General features: G+C 66.9%; 31 protein-coding genes. 12 read left to right on the top strand and 19 right to left on the bottom strand.

What is annotated here, in order from left to right:
• Nucleotides 1-15: 15 nt before the first annotated feature.
• The 3 genes from FHR20_RS13230 to FHR20_RS13220 are packed head-to-tail and all read right to left on the bottom strand — an operon-like array spanning nucleotide 16 to nucleotide 1714.
• A complete protein-coding gene (locus FHR20_RS13230; RefSeq protein ID WP_243857312.1) occupies nucleotides 16-690 on the bottom strand; it encodes a M48 family metallopeptidase in 675 nt (224 codons plus the stop codon).
• Nucleotides 687-1121 carry a YcgN family cysteine cluster protein gene (locus FHR20_RS13225; RefSeq protein WP_208413652.1) on the bottom strand — a complete coding sequence of 145 codons (435 nt, stop codon included), beginning with the start codon at nucleotides 1119-1121 and terminating at the stop codon, nucleotides 687-689. The genes FHR20_RS13230 and FHR20_RS13225 overlap by 4 nt, the downstream gene beginning before the upstream one ends.
• Complete coding sequence (locus FHR20_RS13220; RefSeq protein ID WP_167300069.1) at nucleotides 1118-1714, bottom strand: SCO family protein; 597 nt, start codon at nucleotides 1712-1714, stop codon at nucleotides 1118-1120. The genes FHR20_RS13225 and FHR20_RS13220 overlap by 4 nt, the downstream gene beginning before the upstream one ends.
• A 53-nt stretch (nucleotides 1715-1767) precedes the next feature.
• On the opposite strand from FHR20_RS13220, the gene FHR20_RS13215 reads away from it, so the two are divergent.
• Entirely contained in the window at nucleotides 1768-2382 is a 615-nt protein-coding gene (locus tag FHR20_RS13215) for an ankyrin repeat domain-containing protein (protein WP_167300068.1), read from the top strand.
• Here the strand turns inward: FHR20_RS13215 and FHR20_RS13210 are convergent.
• The 11 genes from FHR20_RS13210 to FHR20_RS13160 form a co-directional block, all read right to left on the bottom strand.
• On the bottom strand, nucleotides 2379-2876 hold the full coding sequence (locus FHR20_RS13210; protein WP_167300067.1) for an MmcB family DNA repair protein: 498 nt from the start codon (nucleotides 2874-2876) through the stop codon (nucleotides 2379-2381). The genes FHR20_RS13215 and FHR20_RS13210 overlap by 4 nt on opposite strands.
• A 92-nt stretch (nucleotides 2877-2968) precedes the next feature.
• Nucleotides 2969-3616, bottom strand: coding sequence for a cell wall hydrolase (locus tag FHR20_RS13205; RefSeq protein WP_167300066.1), 648 nt, complete (start codon nucleotides 3614-3616; stop codon nucleotides 2969-2971).
• A gap of 157 nt (nucleotides 3617-3773) precedes the next feature.
• Nucleotides 3774-4112: a DUF1491 family protein gene (locus FHR20_RS13200; RefSeq protein WP_167300065.1), complete on the bottom strand. Its 339-nt coding sequence runs from the start codon at nucleotides 4110-4112 to the stop codon at nucleotides 3774-3776.
• Nucleotides 4112-4603, bottom strand: a complete 492-nt coding sequence (locus FHR20_RS13195; RefSeq protein ID WP_167300064.1) for a PaaI family thioesterase — start codon at nucleotides 4601-4603, stop codon at nucleotides 4112-4114. The genes FHR20_RS13200 and FHR20_RS13195 overlap by 1 nt, the downstream gene beginning before the upstream one ends.
• Nucleotides 4563-5030 carry a PTS sugar transporter subunit IIA gene (locus tag FHR20_RS13190; protein ID WP_167300063.1) on the bottom strand — a complete coding sequence of 156 codons (468 nt, stop codon included), beginning with the start codon at nucleotides 5028-5030 and terminating at the stop codon, nucleotides 4563-4565. Before FHR20_RS13190 ends, FHR20_RS13195 begins: the two co-directional genes overlap by 41 nt.
• Before the next feature lie 45 nt (nucleotides 5031-5075).
• Complete coding sequence (gene hpf, locus FHR20_RS13185; protein WP_167300062.1) at nucleotides 5076-5663, bottom strand: ribosome hibernation-promoting factor, HPF/YfiA family; 588 nt, start codon at nucleotides 5661-5663, stop codon at nucleotides 5076-5078.
• Nucleotides 5664-5739: 76 nt separating this feature from the next.
• The gene (gene dnaQ / locus FHR20_RS13180) at nucleotides 5740-6432 is read right to left on the bottom strand and encodes a DNA polymerase III subunit epsilon (RefSeq protein ID WP_167300061.1); all 693 of its coding nucleotides are present in this window, start codon (nucleotides 6430-6432) and stop codon (nucleotides 5740-5742) included.
• A 7-nt stretch (nucleotides 6433-6439) separates the two neighbouring features.
• Complete coding sequence (coaE, locus tag FHR20_RS13175; protein ID WP_167300060.1) at nucleotides 6440-7048, bottom strand: dephospho-CoA kinase; 609 nt, start codon at nucleotides 7046-7048, stop codon at nucleotides 6440-6442.
• On the bottom strand, nucleotides 7045-7857 hold the full coding sequence (gene aroE, locus FHR20_RS13170; protein ID WP_167300059.1) for a shikimate dehydrogenase: 813 nt from the start codon (nucleotides 7855-7857) through the stop codon (nucleotides 7045-7047). Before aroE ends, coaE begins: the two co-directional genes overlap by 4 nt.
• Nucleotides 7854-8450, bottom strand: a complete 597-nt coding sequence (locus tag FHR20_RS13165; protein ID WP_167300058.1) for a Maf family protein — start codon at nucleotides 8448-8450, stop codon at nucleotides 7854-7856. The genes aroE and FHR20_RS13165 overlap by 4 nt, the downstream gene beginning before the upstream one ends.
• Nucleotides 8447-9268, bottom strand: a complete 822-nt coding sequence (locus FHR20_RS13160; protein WP_208413581.1) for a pyruvate, water dikinase regulatory protein — start codon at nucleotides 9266-9268, stop codon at nucleotides 8447-8449. Before FHR20_RS13160 ends, FHR20_RS13165 begins: the two co-directional genes overlap by 4 nt.
• Before the next feature lie 265 nt (nucleotides 9269-9533).
• Here FHR20_RS13160 and hemE point away from each other — a divergent pair, with 265 nt between their 5' ends.
• The 5 genes from hemE (at nucleotide 9534) to FHR20_RS13135 (ending at nucleotide 13686) form a co-directional block, all read left to right on the top strand.
• On the top strand, nucleotides 9534-10598 hold the full coding sequence (gene hemE / locus FHR20_RS13155; RefSeq protein WP_425057385.1) for a uroporphyrinogen decarboxylase: 1065 nt from the start codon (nucleotides 9534-9536) through the stop codon (nucleotides 10596-10598).
• A gap of 25 nt (nucleotides 10599-10623) precedes the next feature.
• Nucleotides 10624-11076 (top strand): CopD family protein, encoded by a 453-nt coding sequence (locus FHR20_RS13150; protein WP_167300057.1) that lies wholly within the window; start codon nucleotides 10624-10626, stop codon nucleotides 11074-11076.
• A gap of 228 nt (nucleotides 11077-11304) precedes the next feature.
• The gene (gene rho, locus FHR20_RS13145; RefSeq protein WP_137862830.1) at nucleotides 11305-12561 is read left to right on the top strand and encodes a transcription termination factor Rho; all 1257 of its coding nucleotides are present in this window, start codon (nucleotides 11305-11307) and stop codon (nucleotides 12559-12561) included.
• Between the two features lie 104 nt (nucleotides 12562-12665).
• A complete protein-coding gene (locus FHR20_RS13140) occupies nucleotides 12666-13367 on the top strand; it encodes a TerC family protein (protein WP_167300056.1) in 702 nt (233 codons plus the stop codon).
• Nucleotides 13368-13536: 169 nt separating this feature from the next.
• A complete protein-coding gene (locus FHR20_RS13135; protein ID WP_167300055.1) occupies nucleotides 13537-13686 on the top strand; it encodes a hypothetical protein in 150 nt (49 codons plus the stop codon).
• Between the two features lie 43 nt (nucleotides 13687-13729).
• Here the strand turns inward: FHR20_RS13135 and FHR20_RS13130 are convergent, their stop codons facing one another.
• Entirely contained in the window at nucleotides 13730-14431 is a 702-nt protein-coding gene (locus tag FHR20_RS13130) for a dienelactone hydrolase family protein (RefSeq protein ID WP_167300054.1), read from the bottom strand.
• 191 nt (nucleotides 14432-14622) lie between these two features.
• Between FHR20_RS13130 and FHR20_RS13125 the strand changes: the two genes are divergently transcribed.
• The 6 genes from FHR20_RS13125 to FHR20_RS13100 are packed head-to-tail and all read left to right on the top strand — an operon-like array spanning nucleotide 14623 to nucleotide 20306.
• On the top strand, nucleotides 14623-14856 hold the full coding sequence (locus FHR20_RS13125; RefSeq protein WP_086127787.1) for a DUF6489 family protein: 234 nt from the start codon (nucleotides 14623-14625) through the stop codon (nucleotides 14854-14856).
• On the top strand, nucleotides 14856-16139 hold the full coding sequence (gene mnmE, locus FHR20_RS13120) for a tRNA uridine-5-carboxymethylaminomethyl(34) synthesis GTPase MnmE (RefSeq protein WP_208413580.1): 1284 nt from the start codon (nucleotides 14856-14858) through the stop codon (nucleotides 16137-16139). Before FHR20_RS13125 ends, mnmE begins: the two co-directional genes overlap by 1 nt.
• Nucleotides 16140-16196: 57 nt before the next feature.
• Nucleotides 16197-18029: a tRNA uridine-5-carboxymethylaminomethyl(34) synthesis enzyme MnmG gene (mnmG, locus tag FHR20_RS13115; RefSeq protein ID WP_167300053.1), complete on the top strand. Its 1833-nt coding sequence runs from the start codon at nucleotides 16197-16199 to the stop codon at nucleotides 18027-18029.
• Entirely contained in the window at nucleotides 18026-18649 is a 624-nt protein-coding gene (gene rsmG, locus FHR20_RS13110; protein WP_167300052.1) for a 16S rRNA (guanine(527)-N(7))-methyltransferase RsmG, read from the top strand. Before mnmG ends, rsmG begins: the two co-directional genes overlap by 4 nt.
• The gene (locus FHR20_RS13105; RefSeq protein WP_167300051.1) at nucleotides 18646-19428 is read left to right on the top strand and encodes a ParA family protein; all 783 of its coding nucleotides are present in this window, start codon (nucleotides 18646-18648) and stop codon (nucleotides 19426-19428) included. Before rsmG ends, FHR20_RS13105 begins: the two co-directional genes overlap by 4 nt.
• A complete protein-coding gene (locus FHR20_RS13100; RefSeq protein ID WP_167300050.1) occupies nucleotides 19425-20306 on the top strand; it encodes a ParB/RepB/Spo0J family partition protein in 882 nt (293 codons plus the stop codon). Before FHR20_RS13105 ends, FHR20_RS13100 begins: the two co-directional genes overlap by 4 nt.
• 39 nt (nucleotides 20307-20345) lie before the next feature.
• Here FHR20_RS13100 and FHR20_RS13095 read toward each other — a convergent pair whose 3' ends face one another.
• From FHR20_RS13095 to leuS, 4 genes are read right to left on the bottom strand one after another with little or no spacing between them, the layout of a single operon-like run.
• Nucleotides 20346-20867, bottom strand: coding sequence for a P-loop nucleotide/nucleoside kinase family protein (locus FHR20_RS13095; protein ID WP_167300049.1), 522 nt, complete (start codon nucleotides 20865-20867; stop codon nucleotides 20346-20348).
• Nucleotides 20868-20871: 4 nt separating this feature from the next.
• Nucleotides 20872-21888 carry a DNA polymerase III subunit delta gene (gene holA, locus FHR20_RS13090; protein ID WP_167300048.1) on the bottom strand — a complete coding sequence of 339 codons (1017 nt, stop codon included), beginning with the start codon at nucleotides 21886-21888 and terminating at the stop codon, nucleotides 20872-20874.
• On the bottom strand, nucleotides 21885-22388 hold the full coding sequence (gene lptE, locus FHR20_RS13085) for an LPS assembly lipoprotein LptE (RefSeq protein WP_167300047.1): 504 nt from the start codon (nucleotides 22386-22388) through the stop codon (nucleotides 21885-21887). The genes holA and lptE overlap by 4 nt, the downstream gene beginning before the upstream one ends.
• Nucleotides 22385-24922 (bottom strand): leucine--tRNA ligase, encoded by a 2538-nt coding sequence (leuS, locus tag FHR20_RS13080; protein ID WP_167300046.1) that lies wholly within the window; start codon nucleotides 24920-24922, stop codon nucleotides 22385-22387. Before leuS ends, lptE begins: the two co-directional genes overlap by 4 nt.
• Nucleotides 24923-24967: the final 45 nt, after the last annotated feature.

The following is a 24967-nucleotide window of genomic DNA, read 5'->3' as shown; positions in this document are numbered from 1 at the left end:
GGGGAGGGGGAAGCCTTACCGGCCGTACCAGTGCAGCGCCGCGCCGTTGCGCTTGAGCCAGGCCCGTGCCCGCTCCGGATCGCCTTCGTACAGCTCCGCCACCACGCGGTGGAACGCCGGCGAATGATTCATGTGGATCCGGTGCGCCACTTCATGCGCCACGGTCGATCGCCGCACATGGCTCGGCGCCAGCAGCAGCCGCCAGCTGTAACGGATCTGGCCCGAGGAAGCGCAGCTCCCCCAGCGCCCGCGCGGATCGCCGATCGAGACCTTGGTGACCGTAACGCCCGCGCGCTCGGCATATTCCGCGGTCTCCTCGCTCAACAGGTCGAGTGCCGCCAGGCGGAGCCAGCGCTCGATGCGCCGCTCCAGCCCCTCGCGCGGGCCGCCGCAGAACAGCCGGTCGCCGGCCAGCCGCGGCGTGCGCCCGGCGCCGGTCGCCGGCCAGACGATCTCCACCTCGGCATCGCCGATCGGGATTCGCGCGCCCGGCGCGAACGGCCGCGCCTCGGGCATCTTCGCCTGCTGCGCCGCGATCCAGCCCTGCTGCTCGCGCGCCCAGTCCATGCCCTTCTTGAGCGAGGCGCGCGGCGGCAGCGTCAGCTTCACGCGGCCGGACCGCGGATCGACCGAGAGCCGCATCCGCCGCGCCCGGGCGTGACGGACCACCTCGATCTCCGGTTCGCTCAAAGCTCGCGGTCCACCAGATGGTGCTCGAAATCGACGACGTCGTCCTCGCTCACCGTCCAGCCGCGCGTCGACTGGCCGGCCGCATGGACCGATTCGGGATCGCCGCTCACCAGATAATGCCAATCGGGCAGGGGCTTGCCTTCGCCGCGCAGGCGATAGGCGCAGGTGGAGGGCAGCCATTCGATGTCGCGGACGTTGCGCGCGGTCAGCCGCACGCATTCGGGGACATAGGCATGGCGGTGCTTATAGTCGGAGCAGCGCCCCATCCGCCGGTCGAGCAGGCGGCAGGCGACATTGGTCGCCATCAGCTCGCCGGTCTCCTCGTCCTCGAGCTTGTGGATGCAGCATTTGCCGCAGCCGTCGCAAAGGGCTTCCCATTGCGCCCGGTCGAGCTTTTCCAGCGGCAGGTCTTCCCAGAATTTCCCGGTCATCTCACCCAATGGTCGAGCTGCTCCACCACGGCCGCAGCATCCTTCTCGATCGGCAGCGACGTGATCGGCTTGCCGTCCTTGTCCATCAGATAGGCAATCTGGCTGTGCCCTACCAGATAGGCGCCGTTCGGGCCGGCCGGTTCCTTCTTCGCATAGACCGCATATTGCTTCTCCACCGCCGCGATCGCCGCCGGGCTGCCGGTGAGGCCGACGATGCGATCGTCGAAGTTGCGCACGAACGCGCCGACCACCTTGGGCGTGTCGCGCTCGGGATCGACGGTGATGAAGATCGGCACGATCGCCTTGGCCTTGGCCGGCGCCTGCTTGTCGAGCGTCTTCATCGCCTGGCCGATCTTGAGCATGTCGTTCGGGCAGATGTCCGGGCACCAGGTATAGCCGAAATAGACGATGCGATATTTGCCGGCGAAATCGCTGTCGCGCACCGGCTTGCCGTCCGGATCGGTCAGCGTGAAGGGGCCGCCGATGCGGGCGCCGGCGAGCGGCGGTTCGCCCGGGGCGGCGCTGCAGCCCGAGACGATCAGTAGCAAAGGCGCAAGGGCCTGAAATATCCTGCTCATGGTATCGTCAGCCATGATCTGATAGTCCGGGGCTTGCAAGCACTGCCGCTATGGGGTTTGGGCAAGACATGAACGTTCGCGTATTGGGCGCCGCCGGCGCCGCCCTGCTGATGCTCGCCGCCGCGCCCGCATCGGCCCAGCAATTCTCCGACAGCTACAATTTCCTCAATGCCATCCGCGAGACGGACGGCACGAAGGTGAACAAGTATCTGGAGAACAAGTCGCTCCGCATCGTCAACACCAAGGATCGTTCGACCGGCGAGGGCGCGCTCCACATCGTGGTGCGGCGCAGCGATTCCACCTATCTGCGCGTGCTGCTCCAACAGGACGACATCAATCCGAACCTGCAGGACAATCGCGGCAATACCCCGCTGATCATCGCCGCCGAGCGTGGCTGGGGCGACGGCGTGCAGATTCTGCTCAAGTACGGCGCCAATGTGAACACGGCCAACACCAGCGGCGAGACGCCGTTGATCCGCGCCGTCCAGGTTCATGACATCGACGTCGCCCGCCAGCTCCTCGCCGCCGGCGCCAATCCGGACCGGACCGACAATGTCACCGGCAAGTCGGCGCGCGACTATGCCCGCGACGAGACCCGATATCCGCAGATCGCCAAGCTGCTCGCCGAAGCGCCCAAGGGCGGCAAGTCGGGCAGCGCGGCTCCGGCCGGCCCGAAGCTCTAGAACGCCGCTTCCGCGTCGGGATCGAGGATCTGGATGACCCGGCGCGCCGCGCGCCGGGCAAAGGCCAGCGTGCATTTCCGCCGTGTCGGCGCGGGCAGGGGGAATGTCGCCGCCTCGCGCATCACCGCCGCATCGTAGCGATCGGCGACGATCAGCCCCGCGCGCGCGGGCAGGAAACCCTCCTGCTCGAAGGGCCTGAGGTCGAACCCCTCGGGCACCGCCCAGAAGAAGCGATCGCAATGCGCGAGATAATCGGTCCATTTGCCGTCGCCGAGCAGATCGGCACGCGATACCTTGATCTCGACGATGACGATGTTGCCGCGCGAATCGATCGCCATCAGATCGGCGCGGCGGCCGCCCTCCAGCGGCACCTCGGCGAGAGCGACGCAATCGTGGCGGAGCAGCAGCCGAGTGACGCCGCGCGCGACATCGGCGGCGATCAAGGGCCCATCGGGCAGCGGGTCTTCCGGAATCGAAACGGCCGGGGAAGTCATCCCCGACCGTCTAGAACATTACGCGAACGCAGGGAAGCCCGCGACTCGCCTATCTTGGATTTCGGCACCGGGCCGGCGCCGCCAATCCGCCATCAACGATAGAAGACATGGTTGCCGACGGCGCCCACGCGCGCACGCTTCCAGCTCGGCTTCACATAGCGGGCATGGAAATAGAGCGCTTCGGGCACGGGCGAATCCCACTGGTCCTTCATCGCGACCTGGGCCACGGCGAGCGCCTTCTTCCACTGGCCGTTGGCCGGCGGGGTGGGCAGCTTGCCGCCGCGGACGAAGGAAAACTGGCCGCGCTGGGTCACCACGCCGCAGACCGAGCGCGGGAAGCGACCCGATTCGGTGCGGTTGAGGATCACGTCCGCCACGGCGAGCTGGCCGGCGAGCGGCTCGCTCTTCGCCTCGTAATAGACGCTCACGGCGAGGCAGTTGAGCTCGCTGTCGAGCGACGCGGGCGCATCCTGCGCGGCCACGGCTTCGGTGAGCGAGTTGAAATCTTCGTCGTCCGGATCCGCATTGGGGATCGGCTGGACGATCTCGGTCTTTTCCTGGATCGGAGTCGGCGCGGCCTGCGGGGCCGGCGCGGGAACCTGCTGGAGGTTCTGGACGTTGACCAGTTGAACCGGCGCATCTTGCGCGTCCGCGGTCATGTCGAGCGTGGCGGCATTCGCAAGTGCGCCAGCGCAAAAAGTCACGGCCGCGAAACCCGCGGCGCGATGGATGAACTTCATTAGGCTTCGTTGCTGTGCGGTTGGTGCGCGGCCGGCCCGTTTTCTATATTGGACCGCCGGGCTTCCCCCCCGACTGCGTAACCGACCGACTTCACACCCCGGCAGGCACAACGCGATTGATAGTAGGGGCCGCCTTTCGCCGGCCGCGCCCTACATGTCAATTCATCGCGATCGTTTCAGCGGCGAAGCGTTCCGCATCCGCGATGTCCAGTTCCACTACCCAGAGGTCGGAATCGCGCGCGCGGCGGCGCCGCCAATAGGCCGTAACCTCGCCCTCGTCGGCGAATTGGTGTGGGCCCGAGGCGATCAGCGCGGGGTTTCCGTCGGGGCCCAGTCCACGCTCGACGAAGCGCGGATTGGCGCCCCGCTCGACCAGCAGGAGCAGTATCGCGCCGGCAGTCGCATCGCCCCTGGCCAGTACCATCGCACCGCCGCCGGCCCCTTCGGCACGGCGGATCAGCGCATTGACCAGCATGCCGGTGGCGATCCGCGCCATCAGCCCTGGCGATATCCGGGAAGCGAGGCGAGCGGGATGCGCGAACGCATGAAGGTGCCGGTGCCGCGCGCCGCTTCCTCGCCGGTCGCGTCGATCAGCCGGGCCTCGCCGACGAACACGCGCCGCTGCCCGCTCACCCAGCGCCCTTCCGCCACCACCGGCCCGGGGCCGAGCGGCTTGGTGAACAACAGGTTGAACTGCGTCGTCAGCACGAAGCGATCGGTGACCAGGCTGTTCACCGCATAGAAGGCGGCATCGTCGAGCATCTTGAAATAGCTCGTGCCATGCGCCGCGCCGGCCGCATGGAAATAGCGCTCGTCGATGGTGAAGCGGATGCGCGCGACGCCACCTTCCGGGATTTCGAGCACGGACTCGAACAGCCGGTTGATCGGTGCCGCGGCATAGAGCGATTCGAGTGCGCGGAAATGCGCCGTCGCCCCGACGGGCTCCTCAGGCTGCGTCACGCGCCTCCACGCCCGCGAGCAGCGCATAGAGTGCATCGCGCGATCCGGCGCCGCGCAGCTTGGCGGCGATCGCCTTGTCGCGCAGACAGCGCGAGACGCACGCCAGGGCCTTCAGATGCTCGGCACCCGCGCCCACCGGCGAGAGCAGCATGAAGACGAGGTCGACGGGCAGTTCGTCCACCGCGCCGAAATCGACCGGCTTGTCCAGCCGCACGAACACGCCGCAGACGCGGCGGATCGCGTCCAGCTTGCCGTGCGGAATGGCGATGCCGGCGCCGAAGCCGGTCGAGCCCAGCTTCTCGCGCTCGGAAAGGGTTTCGGAAACGGCACGCGCGTCGAGACCATAAGCCTCGGCTGCGGTGGCACCCAGCGCCGCGAACAGCGCCTTCTTGCTGGCAACACTCACGCCGGAGAGCACTGCCTCCGGCACGAGCAATTCAGTGATGGTCGTCATCGATATTCCAGTTGAGGTCCGCCCCCCGGGGCCTGCCTTTAATACTCAGGCGGCGCGATTGGGTTCCACCCATCCGATGGTCCCGTCGCCGCGCCGATAGACCATGTTATGGGCACCTGTCGCGCTATTTCGGAAAAGCAGCGCATTGGTGTTCCGCAGATCGAGCATCATGACCGCATCCGAAACCGTGGCGTCGGGCACGTCGACCCGAGTCTCCGCGATGATCAGCGGCGCATCGACCGGCTCGTCCTCGTCCACCGTCTCCTGGAAAAGGGTGTAGCCGGCATTGTTGTCATAGGCGCCGTTCTCGGCGAACGCATTGACCACGCCGTTCTGGCGGTCCTTCAGCCGGCGGGTGTAGCGGCGCAGCTGCTTGTCGATCCGGTCGGCTGCGCCGTCGAACGCGCCATGGGCCTCCATGCCCTTGTTCGTCGCCTTGAGGACAAGGCCCTGGGTGACGTGCATCACGATGTCACAGGTGAACCCGTTGTCGTGCGGCCCCTTGCCGAAGGTCGCCTGGGACGAGATCGCGCGCGAGAAATACTTGCCCGCAATCCCCTGGAGCCGTTCGTTGACCTGCGCCTTGAGCGCGTCGCCGGTCTCGACCTGATGCCCAGAAACCCGGATGTCCATTGTTCACCTCCACTTTGTACCGAGGACCCCGGCTGGTGCGGGTCCGAACCGATCAACCGCCGGCAAATGCCGGGAGTCAACTGGCCGGGGCGACGCCCCAGAGCGGGTCCTCCATCTTAGAGAGAAAGGCCGCGTGGCGTTCGAGTTCCGCCGCGCTGGCGCTAAATTGGCGTGCCGGGCGCGCATGTCCGCGCGCCGGCGCCTCGACCATCGTCTCGCGCGCCACCGGCGCGTCCACCGCCAGGCCCAGCGTGATCTGCCGCCCGCCGGTAAGCTCGACATAGACCTGCGCGAGCAGCGAAGCGTCGATCAGCGCGCCGTGCAGCGTGCGCTGGGTGAGATCGATGCCGTAGCGGGTACACAGCGCATCGAGCGTGTGCTTGGCGCCCGGATGCCTGACGCGCGCGATCGCCAGCGTGTCGACCATGCGGCCCAGGTCGACGATCGGTCGGCCGCTGCGGGTCAGCTCGCCATTGATGAAGCCGAAGTCGAAATTGGCGTTGTGCGCGATCATCGGGCTGTCGCCGATGAACTCCAGCATGTCCTCGACCACGTCCTCGAACAACGGCTTGTCCGAGAGGAACACGTCCGACAGGCCGTGGACGTTGAACGCCTCGATCGGCATCGGGCGCTGGGGATTGATATAGGCGTGGAAGGTGCGGCCGGTCATCACGCGGTTGAGCAGCTCGACGCATCCGATCTCGACCAGCCGGTCGCCACCCGAGAAGCTGAGCCCGGTGGTTTCGGTGTCGAACACGATTTCACGCATGGGAACCTTATCCTCCCACGCGGCCCGCTAGGCAAGCGATGACATCACGGACCACCGCGTGCGTCTCCCCGATCGGCACGCCGGTGGGGATCACGAAATCCGCGCGCGCGCGCTTTTCCGAGTCGGGCAGCTGACGGGCGAGGATCGCCTCGAATCGCGCCGCGGTCATGCCCGGGCGGGCGAGCACGCGTTCGCGCTGCACCTCGGCCGGCGCGGAGACCACGGCGATCCTGTCGACATGGCGCCAGCCGCCCGCCTCGAACAACAAGGGCACGTCGAGCACGACCAGCGGCGCATCGCGATTCGCCTGGAGAAAGGCCTCGCGCATCTCCGCCACCGCGGGATGGAGGATCGCCTCGAGCCGGGCAAAGGCGCCGGGGTCGGCAGTCACCGCTTCGCGCAACAGCGCGCGGTCCACCCCGAGATCGCCGGTGGTGCCCGGGAATGCCGCCTCGATCGCGGCGAGCGCGGCACCTCCCGGCCCCTGGAGCCGATGGACCTCGGCATCGGCATCGAACACCGGCACGCCGTCTTCCGCGAACATCGCCGCTACCGTCGACTTGCCCATGCCGATCGACCCGGTGAGGCCCAGGATGATCGCGGGGCGGGCGATCATGACGTCAGCAGAAGCGCGCGCAGTTCCGCATCGCGGTCGCGCGGGGGCTCGGCACCGAAGAACAGCTCGAAGGCGAGCGCGGCCTGGCCGACCAGCATCTCGAGCCCGTCCACCGTGTCGAGATCGCGGTCGCGCGCCTGGGCAAGGAGATCGGTCTCGAGCGGGGCATAGACTGCGTCATAGACCAGCGCGTCCTCGGGCAGCGGCGACAGGTCGATTTCGAGCGGCGGCTGGCCGACCATGCCGAGCGCGCTGGCATTCACCAGCAGCGCGGCCGGCGGCAGCTTGGCCGAAAGGGGAAGCGCCTCGCCCTTGATCCCGAACCCGGAGAGCAGGGCCGCGCCCTTGAGCACGTTGCGGTTGAGCAAGGTCACTCGGCCGATGCCGACCTTGGACAGTGCGAACAGGATCGCCCGCGCCGCGCCGCCCGCGCCGATCACCACCGCATGCCTGCCCTCGAGATCGAGGCCCGCGATCGGTGCGTAGAAGCCGCCGGCATCGGTATTGGTGCCGATCAGCGCGCCGTCCTCGGCCCGCACCACCGTGTTGATCGCGCCGATCGACTGGCGGATCCCGCCGCGATCCTCGACGAATTCGAGCGCGGCCTGTTTGTGGGGCAGGGTGATGTTGCAGCCGCGCCAGTCGGGATCCGCCCTGCGCGATTCGAAGTAGCCGGCCAGTTCCTCGGGCTTCACATGGGCGCGGCGATATTCGGCCGCGATGCCGAGCTGTCCCAGCCAGAAACCGTGGATCAGCGGCGACTTGGACTGGGCGATGGGGTCGCCGATCACCTCGGCATAGGCTGTCATGACGTCAATATTCCCCGGATGCGCAGATAGTCGAGGATCGGCAGCAGCGGCATGCCGAGGATGGTGAAGTGGCTGCCTTCGGTCCGGCCGAACAGCTGGACGCCGGGGCCCTCGATCCGGAAACAGCCGACGCAACCGGCGATGGCGGGCCATTCCATGTCGAGATATTCCGCGATGAACGTCTCGGAGAGCGGGCGGACGTGCAGCCGCGCGCGATCGACATGGCGCCACACTGCCCGGCCACCCTCGGCGATCACCGCGGCGCTGTAGATGTCGTGCGTCCGGCCCGACATGCGGCGCAGATGATCCGCCGCCTGCTCGCGGCTCTCCGGCTTGTCGAGCAGCGAGCCGTCGTCGAGCGCGACCAGCGAATCGCCGCCCAGCACCAGCGCGCCCGGCACGAGGCCGGAGACCTTGAGCGCCTTCAGCTCGGCCAGCGCATCGGCCAGGTCGCGCGGGGAAATGCCGCCAGCGACCAGCGACTCCTTGGCCGAGGCTTCGTCGACCTGCGCCGTCACGGCTTCATGCGGCACGCCGGCATCGTCGAGCATGGCGCGGCGCGAAGCGCTTTGCGAGGCGAGCACCAGCTTCATGATCTTCCCTTTTCGAGCGTCCGTTCGTTGCACAGCTGGATGATCGCCGCGGCAGTCTCCTCGATCGAGCGGCGCGTCACGTCGATCACCGGCCAGCCATTGTCGGCGAACATCCGCCGCGCATAGGCAACTTCGCGCGTCACCGCGTCCTGCTCGACATAGCTGGTCTCGGTCGCCTGGTTCAGCGAGAGCAGCCGGTTGCGGCGAATCTGGATCAGCCGGTCGGCACTCGTGGTAAGGCCGACGATCAGCGGATGCTTGAGGTCGAACAGCTCCGGCGGCGGCGGCGATTCGACCACGATCGGGATGTTGGCGGTCTTGTAGCCCCGGTTCGCCAGGTAGATCGACGTCGGCGTCTTGGACGAGCGCGAGACGCCGGCCAGCAGGATGTCGGCTTCCTCCCAATCCTCGGCGAGCAGCCCGTCATCATGCGCGATGGTGAACTGGATGGCGTCGACGCGCGCGAAATAGGCGGCATCGAGGGTATGTTGCCGCCCCGGGCGCGCCTTGGCTTCCTGGCCGAGCAGGTTGGAGAGCGCATGGTTGACCGGATCGAGCGGCGCGATCGCCGGCAATCCCATCGCCCGGCAGCGACTCTCCAGCGTGCGGCGGATCTCGGGATTCACCAGCGTGTAGAGCACCAGCCCCGGATTCTGGGCGATTTCCTGCAGGATCCGCTCGAGATGCGCTTCGCTGCGCACCATCGGCCAGAAATGCCGCAGCGTCTCCACATCGTCATATTGGGCCAGCGCCGCCTTGGCGATGTTCTCCAGCGTCTCGCCGGTGGAATCGGAAAGGAGGTGGAGATGGAGACGCATCAGGCCGTGAGTGAATCTGTGGAGAACATGCCGCACAGCCACTAGCGCAACCGGGCGCACGAACCAATCGGGTCAGTTTGACGACTCCGGCTGGTGATTCGTCCACATGCCCGTCCCCAGCTTGTGATTCCGATCCACAGCCTGTTGAAAACGGGGACGGCGCCGGCGAATCCGGAGACTCCCGAGGGCCCGCCGGAGTCAATCTGTTGGCAAGTCGCGGACGAATGCATAAGCCCCGGTTTCCACGCGCCAACAGACTCCAACAATTCCTAGATTCTCTTTTAATAGTTTTAGGACCGAGGCCCTGATCGTCCCCCGAACCAAGCCGTTGCTCGAGACGCTGAAGGGCGTTCGACAGGAAGTGCCGCCCATATGGCTGATGCGCCAGGCGGGCCGCTATCTGCCCGAATATCGCGCGCTCCGGGCCGAGAAGGGCGGATTCCTCGAACTGGCGCTCGATCCGCAGGCCGCCGCCGAGATCACGCTCCAGCCGATCCGCCGCTTCGGCATGGACGGCGCGATCCTGTTCTCCGACATATTGATGGTGCCGATGGCGCTGGGCCAGAAACTCTGGTTCGAAACCGGCGAGGGGCCGCGGCTGGCACCGACCGTGACGTCGCGCGACGTCCTGGATGCCCTTGAATCGCGTCCTGAGGCCCTGCAGCCGGTGTACGAGACCGTCCGGCAGGTACGGACTGCCCTCGACCCGCGCGTGACCTTCCTGGGCTTCGCAGGCAGCCCCTGGACCGTCGCCACCTATATGATCGCAGGGCAGGGCAGCCGCGAGCAGGCGGAGGCACGTCGGCTGGCCCATGCGGATCCCGGACTCATGCAGGCGCTGGTCGATCGCATCGCCGACTGCACGATCGACTATCTGAACGCCCAGATCGATGCCGGCGTGGAAGCGGTGCAGCTGTTCGACAGCTGGGCCGGCAGCCTCTCGCCCGAGCAGTTCGAACGCTGGGTGATCGCTCCCACCGCCCGCATCGCGGCCGCGGTGAAGGGCCGGGCGCCGGTGATCGGCTTCCCCAAGGGCGCCGGCGGCAAGCTCCCCGCCTATGCCCGCGAGACCGGTGTCGATGCGATCGGGCTCGACGAGACGGTCGATCCGGCCTGGGCCGACGGCGTGCTGCCCGACGATCTCCCTGTGCAGGGCAATCTCGATCCGCTGGCGCTGATCGCCGGGGGCGAGACGCTCGATCGCGCGGTCGAGCGGATCCTTTCGGCCTTTCCAAGCCGCCCGCATGTGTTCAATCTCGGCCACGGCATCCAGCAGGACACGCCGATCGCGCATGTCGAACGGCTGCTGGCGCGGATCAGGAGGGGTTGATGGCAGCCCGCGAGCGGAGGCGAGCATGACGGGATTCCTGGGCGGGGCCTATCTCTGGGTCAAGGCGTTCCACATCATCTTCGTGATCTTCTGGATGGCCGGCCTGTTCCTGCTGCCGCGCTATCTCGTCCATCACCAGGAGGCGCTCGGCACGCCGGAAGCCGCGGCCTGGACGAAGCGCGAGACGCTGCTCCGCCGGATGATCCTCACGCCCTCGATCGTGATCGTCTGGCTGCTCGGACTCGCCCTTGCTGCCAATCTCGGATTGTTCGAAGGCGGTGCGGGCCTGGGTTGGCTGCATGCCAAGATATTGATCGTATTGCTTCTTTCCGGATTTCACGGCTGGGCGGTCAGCTATTCGCGCAAACTCGCCAATGGTCGCGGGCCGATCCCCGCGCGGCGGCTGCGCATGCTGGGCGAATTGCCCGCGCTGGCAGTGATCGCGATCGTCATCCTGGCGGTCGTGAAGCCCTTCTGACGGCCAACGTAACATAATTGCGCCAGGCTTCCGTCTCCCGCAAGATGAGGCTTGCCGCAAAAGCGTGATGCAGGCCGCCGAGACCGGTTGACTTGGCCTTGGGCCATACCTAATTCGGCGTTGTGGTCCGGGTCACCGGGCCATCCCTCCTCCAAGCATCGTTATTCGCGCGCGACCGTACCGCCGACCGACGCTCCCTCCCAGGCAATCCAGGCATCCGGACTCCCAATGCATCTCAAGGACCTCAAGAAGAAAGCCCCCGCCGAACTGGTCTCGATGGCCGAAGAGCTCGGCGTCGAGAGCGCTTCGACTTTGCGCAAGCAGGATCTGCTCTTCGCGATCCTCAAGGCACAGGCCGAGCAGGGCGACCAGATCATGGGCGAGGGCACGATTGAAGTGCTGCCCGACGGCTTCGGCTTCCTGCGCAGCCCCGAGGCGAATTATCTCGCCGGCCCCGACGACATCTATGTCTCGCCCAACCAGGTCCGCAAGTTCGGCCTGCGCACCGGCGACACGGTGGAAGGCGAGATCCGCGCGCCCAAGGACGGCGAACGCTATTTCGCGCTCACGCGCCTGGTCTCGGTCAATTTCGACGATCCCGATGCGGTCCGCCACCGCGTCAACTTCGACAACCTCACGCCGCTCTATCCCGAGCAGAAGCTGACGCTCGACAGCCTCGATCCGACGATCAAGGACAAGTCGGCGCGCGTGATCGACATCGTCGCGCCGCAGGGCAAGGGCCAGCGCGCGCTGATCGTGGCGCCGCCGCGCGTCGGCAAGACCGTGCTGCTCCAGAACATCGCCAAGGCGATCACCGACAATCACCCCGAGGTTTTCCTCATCGTGCTGCTCATCGACGAGCGCCCCGAGGAAGTGACCGACATGCAGCGCAGCGTGAAGGGCGAAGTGATTTCCTCGACCTTCGACGAGCCGGCGCAGCGCCACGTCCAGGTCTCCGAGATGGTGATCGAGAAGGCCAAGCGCCTGGTCGAGCATAAGAAGGACGTGGTGATCCTGCTCGATTCGATCACGCGCCTCGGCCGCGCCTACAACACGGTGGTGCCGTCGTCGGGCAAGGTGCTCACCGGCGGCGTCGATGCGAACGCCCTGCAGCGCCCGAAGCGTTTCTTCGGTGCCGCGCGCAACATCGAGGAAGGCGGTTCGCTCTCGATCATCGCCACGGCGCTGATCGACACCGGCAGCCGCATGGACGAAGTGATCTTCGAAGAGTTCAAGGGCACCGGCAACTCGGAAATCGTCCTCGACCGCAAGGTGGCCGACAAGCGCATCTTCCCGGCGCTCGACGTCGGCAAGTCGGGCACCCGCAAGGAGGAGCTGCTGGTCGACAAGTCCAAGCTCACCAAGATGTGGGTGCTGCGCCGCATCCTCATGCAGATGGGCACCGTCGATGCGATGGAATTCCTGCTCGACAAGATGAAGGATTCGAAGACCAACGAGGACTTCTTCGACAGCATGAACCAGTGATCGTCCGGACCCCTCCTTTCCAGGGAGGGGGCATGGCGGGATTGGGAAAGGCCGGGCGCGACGCCCGGCCTTTTCTTTTGCCGGCGTCACGCTAGGGCTTAGCGATGCTCGACTTGCTTCTCAGCGCCGCCACGGCCGGTATGGGTTCTCCGCTCGATATCTGGAACCACATCGTCGCCGACTTCTCGAATCTCGGCGATCCGTCCGCGCTCGCCGCCTTCGGCTCGGTGCTGATGATCGACCTGGTGCTGGCGGGCGACAATGCGATCGTCGTCGGCGCGCTCGCTGCGGGCCTGCCGGCGGACCAGCGCAAGAAGGTGATCCTGATCGGCATCGGCGCGGCGCTCCTGCTGCGTATCCTCTTCGCGCTGATCGTCAGCTGGCTGATGGGGATCGTCGGGCTGATCTTCGCGGGCGGGCTGTTGCTGCTCTGGGTAAGCTGGAAGTTCTGGCGCGAGATCCGCGAGGGCGGCCCGCATGCCGATGAAGTCGAATCGGGCCTGAAGCCGGCCAGGAGCTTCGCCGCCGCGGCCTGGGCGGTTGCCGTGGCCGATGTCTCGATGAGCCTCGACAACGTCCTCGCCGTGGCCGGTGCCGCACGCGAGCATCCGGGTATCCTGGTCGTCGGCCTGCTGCTCTCGGTCGCGCTGATGGGCATCGCCGCGAACCTGATCGCCAAGCTGATCAACCGCTATCCGTGGATCGCCTATCTCGGCCTCATCGTGATCGTCTTTGTCGCCTTCCGGATGATCTATGAAGGCTGGGTGGGCACGCACGGCACGCCGGGGATCGCCAGCTTCTTCTGAGGAACGGGCCGGATGTCCTTGCAATGGCCCTGGACATCGTTGCTGGCGGTCATGGCAGTGGTGTCTTGGATCGTTGTCTTTCGGTTCGGGATAGGGAGGCCGGCCAAGCGCCCATCGCCGACCGGCCGTCGCGGCCAAGGCGGAGCGTTGTCTGTTCTTCGCCGATTACATGATCTGGTGCTGGGCCTGGATCATCTGCTGCGAAGAGGGCGAAGACTATGGCCGGATCGCCGTTATCGCCGCAGGCGATCGCTGGGTCGCCGACAGCTTCACCGACTTCGTGAAAGCCTATGTCGCTGACCCGATGTCGGTGTGCTGAGGCACTCGCAAATGGCTCGCCTCAGCACATGAATCTCAGTTTCTTACGATAGATTCCTCGCAAAGAACTCGGCCGTCCGCCCATCGGCCAGCTTCGCGGATTCGTCCGAGCGCCGCTTGCCGAAGGTATCGGCGAAGCCATGGTCCTCGCCGGGATAGTCGAACAGGGTGACCTTGGGGTGGTCGTCCAGTCCGGCATGCATCGCCGCCTGAATCTGGGGATCGACGAAATGATCGGCCTGCGGAATGTGGAGCAGCACCGGATGGGCGATGCCGTGCTTCTCGCCGAGGAGATTGTCGATCCCCACGCCATAATAGCCGACGCTTGCATCGCTGTCCGTCCGGGTCGCGGTCATGAACGCCAGGCGGCCGCCCAAGCAGAATCCCACCACGCCGACCTTGCCGCCATCGCCGAGCAGCGCCCGGGCGCGCTTGATCGTCGCCTCGATGTCGCGAATGCCGGCGTCCTGGTTGAACTTGCCCATCAGGCCCAATGCCTGCTGGAATTGTTCCGGCACGTCGGGATCGAGCTGGATGCCGGGCTCCAATCGCCAGAACAGGTCCGGCGCGAGGCTCAGATAGCCCTTGGCCGCCCAATCGTCGCACTTCCGGCGAATGCCCGGGTTCACGCCGAAAATCTCCTGGATCACGATGATCGCGGCGCGTGGCCTACCCTCAGGATGCGCGACATAGGCCTGGAAGCTGCCGCTCCCGTCGATCGTGTCGATGCTGATCGTCTCGCTCATGGCAATGTCCTTCCGGCGTGGTGCCGCTCGAGATCGAACGGCCAGGATCTGATCTTCGGTCCGCAATTGGCCGGGTCGCCGGCCTTCATCGGCTCGGTTCCGGCCGATGGGCGTTGCGATGACGGCATGGTCGCGCGCATAGATGGGCTCGAACTAGCAGCCGCGGTGCTGCCCGCGCAACGGAGACGGCCATGAAGATCAATGTCGAGGTGGATTGCACCCCCGAAGAGGCGCGTCGCGCAATGGGGTTGCCGGACCTCGCCCCGGTGCATGAACGCTATGTGGCGATGATGGTGGATGCGATCGACAAGCAAGGCAGTCCCGAAGCGTTCCGCGCGATGCTGCAGAGTTGGGCGCCGATGAGCGAGGCCGGCATGGGCTTCTGGCGCGCGATGTTCGATGCCGGGAGCAAGACCGAGAAATAATGGACACGATCTACGCGGTCTCGAGCGGCGCGCTTCCCGCCGCGATTGCCGTGCTGCGCGTGAGCGGGCCGTGCGCTTTCGATATGGTGCGCGATTTCGCCGGCGATCTGCCTGTGCCGCGCCGCGCTGCGGTGCGGGCCCTGCACGATCCCGCCGATGGCAGCTTGCTCGATCGCGCGCTCATCCTCTGCTTCCCGGGTCCGCGCAGCGCGACGGGGGAGGATCTTGCCGAACTCCATCTCCATGGCGGCCGCGCGGTGGTCCGCGCAGTCGAGGCGGCGCTGGCTGGCCGATCCGGGCTCCGACCGGCCGAGCCGGGTGAATTCACCCGGCGGGCGCTGTTGCACGGCCGGATCGACCTGAGCGAAGCCGAAGGGCTGGGCGACCTGCTGATGGCCGAGACCGAGGCGCAGCGCCGGTCCGCGATCCGATCGGCGGAAGGGGCGGTTCGCCGGGCAGTCGAGGGCTGGACCGACCGGCTGTTGATGCTTGCTGCGCGCGTCGAGGCCGAGCTCGATCACAGCGATGAGGAAGATGTCGCCGATGCCGCGCTGCTTCCGGCGCTCCGATCCGGTGCCGCGGCGCTGGCGGAGGATATCGAGGCAGTGGCGGATCGCCCGCCGGTCGAGCGATTGCGCGACGGGATCCGCGTCGTGCTCGCGGGGCCACCCAATGCCGGCAAGTCCTCACTGCTCAATAGGATGATCGGGCGCGACGCGGCGATCGTCTCGCCGATCTCGGGCACGACCCGCGATCGGATCGAGGCGCCGGTGGTACGGGGCGGGATCGCCTGGCTGCTTATCGATACGGCAGGATTGGCGGCACTGCCCGGCGACGAGATCGAAGCGATCGGCATTGCGCGGGCCCAGGCAGCGCAAGCCGAGGCGGATATCCTGCTCTGGCTGGGGGACGAACCGCCACCGGAACATGCGCACTGCCTCTGGCTCAATCCGCGCGCGGACCTGCCGGGGCGTATGGCGGCGGCGGATCGGCTGTCGCTGTCGTCGCTTACGGGCGAGGGGCTGGATGCGCTGTGGAGTGCGATGGCGCGGCTTGCCGCCGATATGCTCCCGCCGACCGACCAGATGGCGCTCAACGCTCGGCAGCGTGCGCTTTCCCGGAATGCTGCCAGCGCGTTGCGGGCCGCCCAGCAGGAGGAGGATCTGCTCCTGATCGCGGAGCAGCTGCGCAGCGCGATGCGCGCGTTCGATGCGATCACCGGGCGGGCAGGGGTGGAGGCGATGTTGGACGCGCTGTTCGCGCGATTCTGCATCGGCAAATAGGCTGTTCCACGTGGAACGCTTTTGACGCGGCCGTGCGCTTTCTGTAGCGCGCGGCCAATGGATTTCGATGTCATCGTCATTGGCGGCGGGCACGCCGGCACCGAAGCGGCTGCCGCTTCGGCCCGCCGCGGCGCGCGCACGGCATTGCTCAGCTTCGACCTGACGAAGCTGGGAGCGATGTCGTGCAACCCGGCGATCGGCGGATTGGGCAAGGGGCATCTGGTTCGCGAAGTCGATGCGTTCGACGGGTTGATGGCCCGCGCCACCGACGCCGCCGGCATCCATTATCGCATGCTCAACCGGTCCAAGGGCACTGCCGTACAGGGCCCGCGCGTCCAGGCCGACCGGCGGCGCTACGCCGCGGCGATCCAGAAGATGCTCGCCGGGCAGCCTGATCTCATGCTCGTCGCGGGAGAGGCGGAGGCGCTCGAGCTGGACGGGGGTACCGTTGCCGGAATCCGCTTGGCGGATGGTAGGCTGCTTTCCTGTCGCGCCGTGGTGCTCGCCACCGGCACTTTCCTTGGCGGGCGCATCTTCCGCGGTGAGGAGCGCGAGACTGGCGGCCGGGTAGGCGAGGGTTCCGCAATCCGGCTTGCCGAGCAGCTGCGCGGGCTGAACCTCCCCATGGCCCGGCTCAAGACCGGCACGCCCCCCCGTCTCGATGGCCGCACCGTGGACTGGGCGCGGATCGAGGAGCAGCCTTCGGATGCCGATCCCTGGACCATGTCGCCGCTCACGCCGCGCCGCATGCTGCCCCAGCTCCATTGCGGCGTCACGCGCACCACCCATGCCACGCATGACACGATCCGTGCCGGGCTCGATCGTTCGCCGCTGTTCACCGGCGCGATCGACGCACAGGGTCCGCGCTATTGCCCCTCGATCGAGGACAAGATCCATCGCTTCGGCGATCGCGACGGCCACCAGATCTTCCTCGAGCCGGAAGGTCTGGATACCCATTTGATCTATCCGAACGGCATGTCGACTTCGCTGCCGGTCGATGTGCAGAGGGCGATGGTCAATTCGATCCCGGGGCTGGAGCATACTGTGATCGTGACTCCCGGCTATGCCGTAGAGTACGACCATATCGATCCACGCGCGCTGGATGCGACCCTGGCCTTGCCGGCGATCCCCGGCTTGTGGTGCGCCGGCCAGATCAACGGCACCACTGGCTATGAGGAAGCAGCGGGGCAGGGCCTGGTCGCCGGGCTCAACGCCGCCGCCCATGCCCGCGGGCTCGCGCCGCTGATCCTCGATCGCGCGACTTCCTATCTTGGGGTCATGGTGGACGACCTTGTGCTGCAGGGCGTCACCGAGCCCTATCGCATGCTCACTGCCCGCGCCGAGTTCCGCTTGCGCCTGCGGGCCGACAATGCCGGGTCGCGCCTCGGCCCGATTGCCGCCGGGCTGGGCGCGCTTGGGCCCGAGCGGCTTGCCTGGCTCCACGCTCGCGAGCGGGGCAGGGCTGGACTGGATGCGGCCTTCGCGGTGGAGCGCACTGCCAGCGCGCTGGCGGCCCGGGGTGCCACGGTCGCGCAGGACGGCGCGCGTCGCCCGGCGCGCGAATGGCTGCGCTTCCCCAGTATCGAGCTCCAGCATCTCGACATCCACCCGGAGGCCGATCCCGACCTGCTCGCCGAATATGTCGAGGATGCCCGCTATGCCCCCTATCTCGAGCGCCAGGAGGCCGAAGTGGCCCAGCTGCGCGCCAATGACGCCGTGAAGCTGCCGGCGACCATGGATTTCACCGCCATTGCCGGCCTCTCCAACGAGATGGTCGAGAAGCTCAGCGCCTCGCGGCCGGAGACAATTGGCGCCGCCGCCCGCATTCGCGGTATTACGCCGGCGGCGCTTTCCGCCATCCTCCTCCACGCGAAGCGGCGCGCTGCATGACCGAGAACGAAGCTCGAGACTGGATCCTTAATCGCTTCGGTGTTCCACGTGGAACGCTGCTGGAGCGCTTCGGGGCGATTCTGCGCGAGGAATCGACTCGGCAGAACCTGATCTCCGCAGCGTCCTTCGAGACGCTCTGGGCGCGGCACTTCGTCGATTCGGCGCAGCTCATCCCGCTCGCAGCCGAAGCGGAGGCGGGCGTCTGGCTCGATATCGGCACCGGCGCCGGTATGCCCGGCCTGATCGTCGCGCTGTTGGTCGATCGCCCGGTAGTGATGGTGGAACCGCGCATCCGCCGCGTCGAGTTCCTCCGCGATGCCATCCAGGCGCTGGGCATCGCCGATCGGGCCAATGTCGCCCATTGCAAGGTCGAAGCCTATGTGCCGGAGCGCAAGGCCGCGATCGTTTCCGCCCGCGCCGTCGCCGCGTTGCCCGATCTGTTCCGCACCGCGGCCCATTGCACGGACTCATCCACAATCTGGTTGCTGCCAAAAGGACGAAGCGCGCAATCGGAGGTGGAAGCGGCGCGCGCGAAATGGCAGGGTGCGTTTCACGTGGAACCCAGCATCACGCAGCCGGAATCGGGTATCGTGGTCGCGCGAAAGGTACGCCCCAGATGATCTGCATCGCAATCGCCAACCAGAAGGGCGGGGTGGGAAAAACCACTACGGCGATCAATGTCGGCACTGCGCTCGCCGCGACCGGGCAGCGCGTGCTGCTGATAGACTTCGATCCGCAGGGCAATGCCTCGACCGGCCTTGGCATCACCCGTGCCGAGCGCGAGCATTCGAGCTATGACCTGCTCGTCAGCGATGTGAACCTCGAGGACGTCGCCACGCCTACCAAGGTGCCGGGGCTCGACATCGTCCCGGCGACGCAGGACCTGTCGGGTGCCGAAATCGAGCTGATCGAGTTCGAGGCCCGCACCCATCGCCTCGATGCGGCGATCGCGCGTCACCATGCCAATCGCTGGGACGTGATCCTGATCGATTGCCCACCCTCGCTGGGCCTGCTGACGATCAATGCGATGGTCGCCGCACATGCCTTGCTGGTGCCGCTCCAATGCGAGTTCTTCGCGCTCGAAGGGCTCAGCCAGCTGCTCACCACGGTCGAGCGCATCCGCAGCCGCTTCAATCCCGGCCTGTCGATCCTGGGCGTGGTGCTGACCATGTATGATCGCCGCAACCGCCTGACCGATCAGGTTTCGGACGATGTCCGTGCCGTGCTCGGCCGCGTCGTGTTCGACACGGTGATCCCGCGCAACGTCCGCCTGTCCGAAGCGCCCAGCCATGGCCTGCCGGCGCTGATCTACGATCATCGTTGCCCCGGTTCGGAAGCCTATATCGCGCTCGCCCGCGAAGTGATCGACCGCCTGCCCAAGCTCAAGAAAGCCGCATGACCGACGCCAACCGCAAGCCTCGCCCCGGCCTTGGCCGCGGGCTCTCGTCCCTGCTGGGGGATGCCGTTCCCGAAGCGCCGGTCTCGGGCACGCCCGATGCCGCTTCGGGCCTGCGGATGCTGCCGGTCAGCTCGCTGGTGCCGCACCCGGACCAGCCGCGCCGCCATTTCGACGAAGACGCGCTGGAGGAACTGGCCCAATCGCTCAAGCAGCGCGGGCTGATCCAGCCGATCGTCGTCCGCCCTACCGGGCACAATTACCAGATCGTCGCCGGCGAGCGGCGCTGGCGCGCGGCGCAGCGCGCCCGGCTGCACGAAGTCCCCGTCATCGTCCGCGATTTCGACGATGCGGAGACGATGGAAATCGCGCTGGTCGAGAATATCCAGCGCCAGGACCTCAATGCGATCGAAGAGGCGGAGGCCTATGCCCGGCTGATCCGCGAGTTCGGGCACAGCCAGGAAGCGCTCGGCAAGCTCGTCCACAAGTCGCGCAGCCATGTCGCCAATCTGCTCCGCTTGCTCGACTTGCCCGAGGGCGTGCGCCAGATGGTGGTGGTCGGCGATATCGACATGGGCCATGCCCGCGCCCTGATCGGCGCGCCCGAGGCGGAGCGGCTTGCCCGCGAAGTCGCCAGCAAGGGCCTGTCGGTGCGCGAGACCGAGAAGCTGGCGCGCCAGGCCAAGCCGGGATCGCGGCGCAAGGCCGATCCCAAGATCCGCGATGCCGATATCACTGCGCTCGAGCATCAGCTGGGCGACGTGCTCGGCCTCAACGTCCGCATCGCCCATGGTCCGAAAGGCGGCACGCTGACGCTCTCCTATTCGACGCTCGATCAGCTCGACATGGTCTGTCAGCGGCTGAGCGGCGAGCGGATCTGAGACCTGGCCGTCTCCCCGGCGGAGAACCGGGACGACGCGTTACAGCAGGTGTGCGATGTGCTCGGCTGCCTGCTCGGGCGAGGTGCTGCCCGTATCGATCGCTAGGGCAGGGGCGGGCATCGCCGCCATGCATCGCTCGAATTCTCCGTGCAGGGCCCGCAGCAGCTCCAGCGAGCGCAGCTTGCCGAATGCGGCCCGATCTTCGGCCACCAGCCGGCGTTCCTGTTCCGCGCGATCGAGCGTCAGCGCCACGAACAGGGTCTGGCCGCCATGACTATCGACAAGTGACTGGACTCGCTCGGGAAAATCTTCCGCCACACTCGATTCGGGCGCAAAGGTAAAGATCAGCGACCGGCCCTGTCGTGCGGCTTCCGCGATCACTTCCAGCCAGAACCGCTCGCGCAGGCGCACAAAGGCGTCGCTGCCGAACGGAAAGACCGAAGCGACGGCATCGACGACGAGATGGTTGTGAAACAGCGCCAGCCCCGTGCGCGCCGCCAGCGCCCGGCCGATCGTCAGCTTGCCGGCCGCCGCCTGTCCATAGAGGAAGACGAGTCGCAAGGCCTCAGCCCTTGGCCCGTGCCGCCTGGCGGGCGATCGTCACGGCCTCGGCATCCGCCAGCACTTCGCCGGCGCTGCCCGAATGCATCATCGCCCGCTCGGCCTCGCGCACCCGATCGATCGCGCGCGCGAGCTGGGTGCCGTTCCAGCGGCGCAGCGCGCGGCCGGTCGCCGCTTTCTCGCGGAAGAAGACGCGGTGCTTCTCAAGCACTTCGTCCATGTCGCCACCGCGATCCAGGTCGATCCGCATCTCGGCCATGGATTGCAGCCGCCGGGCGAGCTGGCGCATCAGCGGCACGCCGATGCCTTCGCCCAGCCGGGCGAGCTCGGTGCCGATATCGCCGAGACGCCCATCCACCACGGCGGTGATCGCATCGCTCAGGTCCGAATCGCCCAGATCGGCGCCGATCGCGTCGAGCGCCGCGCCATCGGCGTCCCTGGGCCGGTCGGGCGCCGCGTCGAGATAGAGCGCCAGCTTCTCGATCTCGCGCGCAAGGATCGCCCGGTCGCCCGCAGTGGCCGTCGCGAGCCGCTGCGGCACGTCGCCGGTGAGCCGAAGGCCATGTTCGCGCGCGACATTGGCCGCGAGGCGCGTGGCGTCGATGCCCTCGGGCACATAACAGGCATGGGCATAGGCATTCTGCGCGGCGATCACCGACTTCACCAGCTTGCCGCTTGCCTTCAGCCCCGGGCCGATCGCCACCACCGGATTGCCGGCGCGCTCGGCGTTCAGCAGCAGCCCGATCGCTTCCGCCGCGCCTTCCTCGACGCCCAGCACGCGGACATAGCGGGTGCCGCCGAACAGCGAGAGGGATGCCGCCTCGTCGGCGAGCCGGCCGGGCTGCTCGCGCAGCGCCTTCATGTCCAGGTCGATGCGTTCGGCTTCCGGTCCCAGCACCTTGCCGAGCTTCGCGGCGAGATCGGCGGCGCCGGCTTCATCGGGGCCGTGGAACAGATAGAGCCGCGTATCGGGGTTGAGCTTCTCGATCGCGGCGCGAATCTGCGTCGCGTTGGCCTTCACTGGCTGCCCGTCCCGGGCGCGTTCTGCGCAAAGCGGGCGACGCGTGCGACGATCTGGTCGGCGACGATGCCCGAAAGCCGCTCGAGCGCGCTCTTCTCGGCCGCGATCGTGGCATATTCGCTGCCGACCACGTCGATGCCGGCGTCCGAGCCGGCAGTGGCGTCGAGCACGACATTGCCGTTCGAGAGATCGATAAGCTGGTAGCGCGCCCGCAGCGTCCGCCGTTCGCGCGCCACCGAATCGTCGCGCCGCACGCCCAGGCCGGCAATCTGGTCGTCGAGCGTGACTTCCAGCCGATAGCGCGCCGCGCCGTCATTGTGATCGAGCCGGTCCTTGAGCGCATTGGCGACCAGCCAGCCCGACTGGCCCTTGATCGGCGCGACTTCCACCGCGGAGAGCGTGGAGCGCACCGCGCCGTCGGGCCCGCCGCCATAGAGCGGGCGGAGGCCGCAGCCGGACAGGGCGAGCGTCGCGGCGACGAGTAGGGCTACCCGCTTCATGCGACGATGTTCACCAGACGATCGGGCACCACGATCACCTTCCTGGGTTGCTTGCCTTCGAGCGATCGAACGATCTTGTCGCTGGCAAGTGCCGCGGCTTCGACCACATCCTTGGCCGCGCCCTTCGGCATTAGCAGCGTATCGCGCAGCTTGCCATTCACCTGCACGGCAATCGTCACTTCGTCGTCGACGAGCAGGGCAGGATCCACGGCGGGCCATTCGGCGTCGGCGATCAGGCCCGGATTGCCCATGGCGGCCCAGGCTTCCTCGGCGATATGCGGCACCATCGGCGCGACGATGCGGGCCAGGGTGCGGATCGCGTCCGTCCTCGACGCCGAGGGCTGGGCCTTCTCGATCGCGCCGACCAGCTCGTAGAGCTTGGCGACCGACTTGTTGAATGCCAGCGATTCCACATCCTCGGCCACGCCGGCGATGGTGCGGTGCAGGCGCTTGTCGAGATCGACATCGCGGCCGGTGCCGGCTTCGGCCTCCGAGAGATTCTCGAACAGGCGCCACAGGCGATTGACGAAGCGCCAGGCGCCTTCGATGCCGCTCTCGCTCCATTCGAGGTCGCGTTCGGGCGGGCTGTCGGAAAGCATGAACCAGCGCGTGGCGTCGGCGCCATATTGGTCGACGATCTCGGTCGGGTCGACGGTGTTCTTCTTCGACTTCGACATCTTCTCGATGCGGCCGACGATCACGTCCTCGCCGGTTTCGGTCAGGAAGGCAGTGCCGTCGCCGCGTCGCGAGATCTGGGAAGGCTCGAAATAGGCCTTCCGCTCCAGCCCGTCATGTTCTTCCATCTGATAGTAGCTGGCGTGCGTCACCATGCCCTGGGTGAACAGGCCGGCGAACGGCTCGGTCACGTCGAGCTTGCCGATATGGCGCAGCGCCCGGGTGAAGAAGCGGGCATAGAGCAGGTGCAGGATCGCATGCTCGACGCCGCCGATATACTGGCCCACGGGCAACCATTGCTCGGCCACGGCCTTGTCGAACGGCCTGTCGGCGGGCTGGCTGGCGAAGCGGATGAAATACCAGGAGGAATCGACGAAGGTATCGAGCGTGTCGGTCTCGCGCCGCGCGGGGGCGCCGCATTTCGGGCAGTCGACATGCTTCCAGGTCGGGTGCCGGTCGAGCGGGTTGCCGGGGATGTCGAAGCTGACGTCCTCGGGCAGGGCGATCGGCAGCGATTCGCGCGGGGCGGGAACGACGCCGCAGCGCTCGCAATGGATGATCGGGATCGGCGTGCCCCAATAACGCTGGCGGCTGACGCCCCAGTCGCGCAGGCGCCACACCGTCTGGCCCTTGCCCCAGCCGCCTTCCTCGGCGCGCCGGATCACCGTGCGCTTGGCATCGGCGACGTCCATGCCGTCGAGGAAGTGCGAGTTCACCAGCGTGCCTGGGCCGGTATAGGCCTCGGCGTCGCGGAACTCGGGTTCGGTCTTGTCGCCTTCGGAGACGACGCGGCGGACCGGAAGCTGGTATTTGGTGGCGAACTCGAAGTCGCGCTGGTCGTGCGCCGGCACGCCGAACACGGCGCCGGTGCCATAGTCCATCAGCACGAAATTGGCGATGTAGACCGGAACTTGCCAAGCCGAATCAAAGGGATGCGTGGCGGTGAGGCCGGTATCGAAGCCCAGCTTCTCCTGTGTCTCCAGCTCGGCTGCGGTAGTGCCGCCCTGTTTGCACAGTTCGACGAATGCCCGGACATTATCGTCCGAAGCGGCCAGTTTCCGGGCGATCGGATGGTCTGCCGCCACCGCAATGAAGCTCGCCCCGAAGATCGTATCGGGGCGCGTGGTGTATACCGGCAATATCTCGCCGTCCGAAAGCGTCCAGTCGAACTGGAGGCCCTCGGATTTGCCGATCCAGTTCTCCTGCATCAGCTTGACCTTGTCGGGCCAATGCTCGAGCGCCTGCACGCCCTCCAGCAGATCCTCGGCGAACTGCGTGATCCTGAAGAACCACTGGCTGAGCTTCCTGCGCTCGACCAGCGCGCCCGAGCGCCAGCCGCGCCCGTCGATCACCTGCTCGTTGGCAAGTACGGTCATGTCGACCGGGTCCCAGTTGACCGCCGATTCCTTGCGATAGACCAGGCCATTCTCGAAGAAATCGAGGAAGATGGCCTGCTCATGGCCATAATAATCGGGCTCGCAGGTGGCGAGTTCGCGAGTCCAGTCGAGCGCGAAGCCCAGCCGCTTCAGCTGCGCCTTCATCGTCGCGATATTGGCGCGGGTCCAGTTGCCGGGATGGACCTTCTTCTCCATCGCCGCATTCTCGGCCGGCATGCCGAACGCGTCCCAGCCCATCGGGTGGAGCACTTCCATGCCCTGCATCCGCCGGAAGCGCGCGAGCACGTCGCCCATCGTATAGTTGCGGACATGACCCATATGGATGCGCCCCGAAGGATAGGGGAACATCTCAAGGACGAAGCTCTTGGGCTTGGGCGAATCGTCACGCGCGGCGAAGGTGCGGTTCTCTTCCCACACCTTCTGCCATGCGGCGTCCGCCTTCAACGGGTTGAAGCGAGACAAATCAGTTCCTGCTGTCTTCTCGCGGTGCCGGCCTGCTTCGCCGGA

This window comes from Sphingomonas leidyi, assembly GCF_011761945.1.
In the GTDB taxonomy this organism is placed as follows: domain Bacteria; phylum Pseudomonadota; class Alphaproteobacteria; order Sphingomonadales; family Sphingomonadaceae; genus Sphingomonas; species Sphingomonas leidyi.
This window is presented reverse-complemented; position numbering and strand designations above follow the sequence as displayed.

Coding starts and splice junctions, on each gene's coding strand:
- FHR20_RS13225 (WP_208413652.1), bottom strand. CDS start 1,121: ATGACCGGGAAATTCTGGGAAGACCTGCCGCTGGAAAAGCTCGACCGG.
- FHR20_RS13220 (WP_167300069.1), bottom strand. CDS start 1,714: ATGGCTGACGATACCATGAGCAGGATATTTCAGGCCCTTGCGCCTTTG.
- FHR20_RS13215 (WP_167300068.1), top strand. CDS start 1,768: ATGAACGTTCGCGTATTGGGCGCCGCCGGCGCCGCCCTGCTGATGCTC.
- FHR20_RS13210 (WP_167300067.1), bottom strand. CDS start 2,876: ATGACTTCCCCGGCCGTTTCGATTCCGGAAGACCCGCTGCCCGATGGG.
- FHR20_RS13205 (WP_167300066.1), bottom strand. CDS start 3,616: ATGAAGTTCATCCATCGCGCCGCGGGTTTCGCGGCCGTGACTTTTTGC.
- FHR20_RS13200 (WP_167300065.1), bottom strand. CDS start 4,112: ATGGCGCGGATCGCCACCGGCATGCTGGTCAATGCGCTGATCCGCCGT.
- FHR20_RS13195 (WP_167300064.1), bottom strand. CDS start 4,603: ATGCGCTGCTCGCGGGCGTGGAGGCGCGTGACGCAGCCTGAGGAGCCC.
- FHR20_RS13190 (WP_167300063.1), bottom strand. CDS start 5,030: ATGACGACCATCACTGAATTGCTCGTGCCGGAGGCAGTGCTCTCCGGC.
- hpf (WP_167300062.1), bottom strand. CDS start 5,663: ATGGACATCCGGGTTTCTGGGCATCAGGTCGAGACCGGCGACGCGCTC.
- dnaQ (WP_167300061.1), bottom strand. CDS start 6,432: ATGCGTGAAATCGTGTTCGACACCGAAACCACCGGGCTCAGCTTCTCG.
- coaE (WP_167300060.1), bottom strand. CDS start 7,048: ATGATCGCCCGCCCCGCGATCATCCTGGGCCTCACCGGGTCGATCGGC.
- aroE (WP_167300059.1), bottom strand. CDS start 7,857: ATGACAGCCTATGCCGAGGTGATCGGCGACCCCATCGCCCAGTCCAAG.
- FHR20_RS13165 (WP_167300058.1), bottom strand. CDS start 8,450: ATGAAGCTGGTGCTCGCCTCGCAAAGCGCTTCGCGCCGCGCCATGCTC.
- FHR20_RS13160 (WP_208413581.1), bottom strand. CDS start 9,268: ATGCGTCTCCATCTCCACCTCCTTTCCGATTCCACCGGCGAGACGCTG.
- FHR20_RS13150 (WP_167300057.1), top strand. CDS start 10,624: ATGACGGGATTCCTGGGCGGGGCCTATCTCTGGGTCAAGGCGTTCCAC.
- rho (WP_137862830.1), top strand. CDS start 11,305: ATGCATCTCAAGGACCTCAAGAAGAAAGCCCCCGCCGAACTGGTCTCG.
- FHR20_RS13140 (WP_167300056.1), top strand. CDS start 12,666: ATGCTCGACTTGCTTCTCAGCGCCGCCACGGCCGGTATGGGTTCTCCG.
- FHR20_RS13135 (WP_167300055.1), top strand. CDS start 13,537: ATGATCTGGTGCTGGGCCTGGATCATCTGCTGCGAAGAGGGCGAAGAC.
- FHR20_RS13130 (WP_167300054.1), bottom strand. CDS start 14,431: ATGAGCGAGACGATCAGCATCGACACGATCGACGGGAGCGGCAGCTTC.
- FHR20_RS13125 (WP_086127787.1), top strand. CDS start 14,623: ATGAAGATCAATGTCGAGGTGGATTGCACCCCCGAAGAGGCGCGTCGC.
- mnmE (WP_208413580.1), top strand. CDS start 14,856: ATGGACACGATCTACGCGGTCTCGAGCGGCGCGCTTCCCGCCGCGATT.
- mnmG (WP_167300053.1), top strand. CDS start 16,197: ATGGATTTCGATGTCATCGTCATTGGCGGCGGGCACGCCGGCACCGAA.
- rsmG (WP_167300052.1), top strand. CDS start 18,026: ATGACCGAGAACGAAGCTCGAGACTGGATCCTTAATCGCTTCGGTGTT.
- FHR20_RS13105 (WP_167300051.1), top strand. CDS start 18,646: ATGATCTGCATCGCAATCGCCAACCAGAAGGGCGGGGTGGGAAAAACC.
- FHR20_RS13100 (WP_167300050.1), top strand. CDS start 19,425: ATGACCGACGCCAACCGCAAGCCTCGCCCCGGCCTTGGCCGCGGGCTC.
- lptE (WP_167300047.1), bottom strand. CDS start 22,388: ATGAAGCGGGTAGCCCTACTCGTCGCCGCGACGCTCGCCCTGTCCGGC.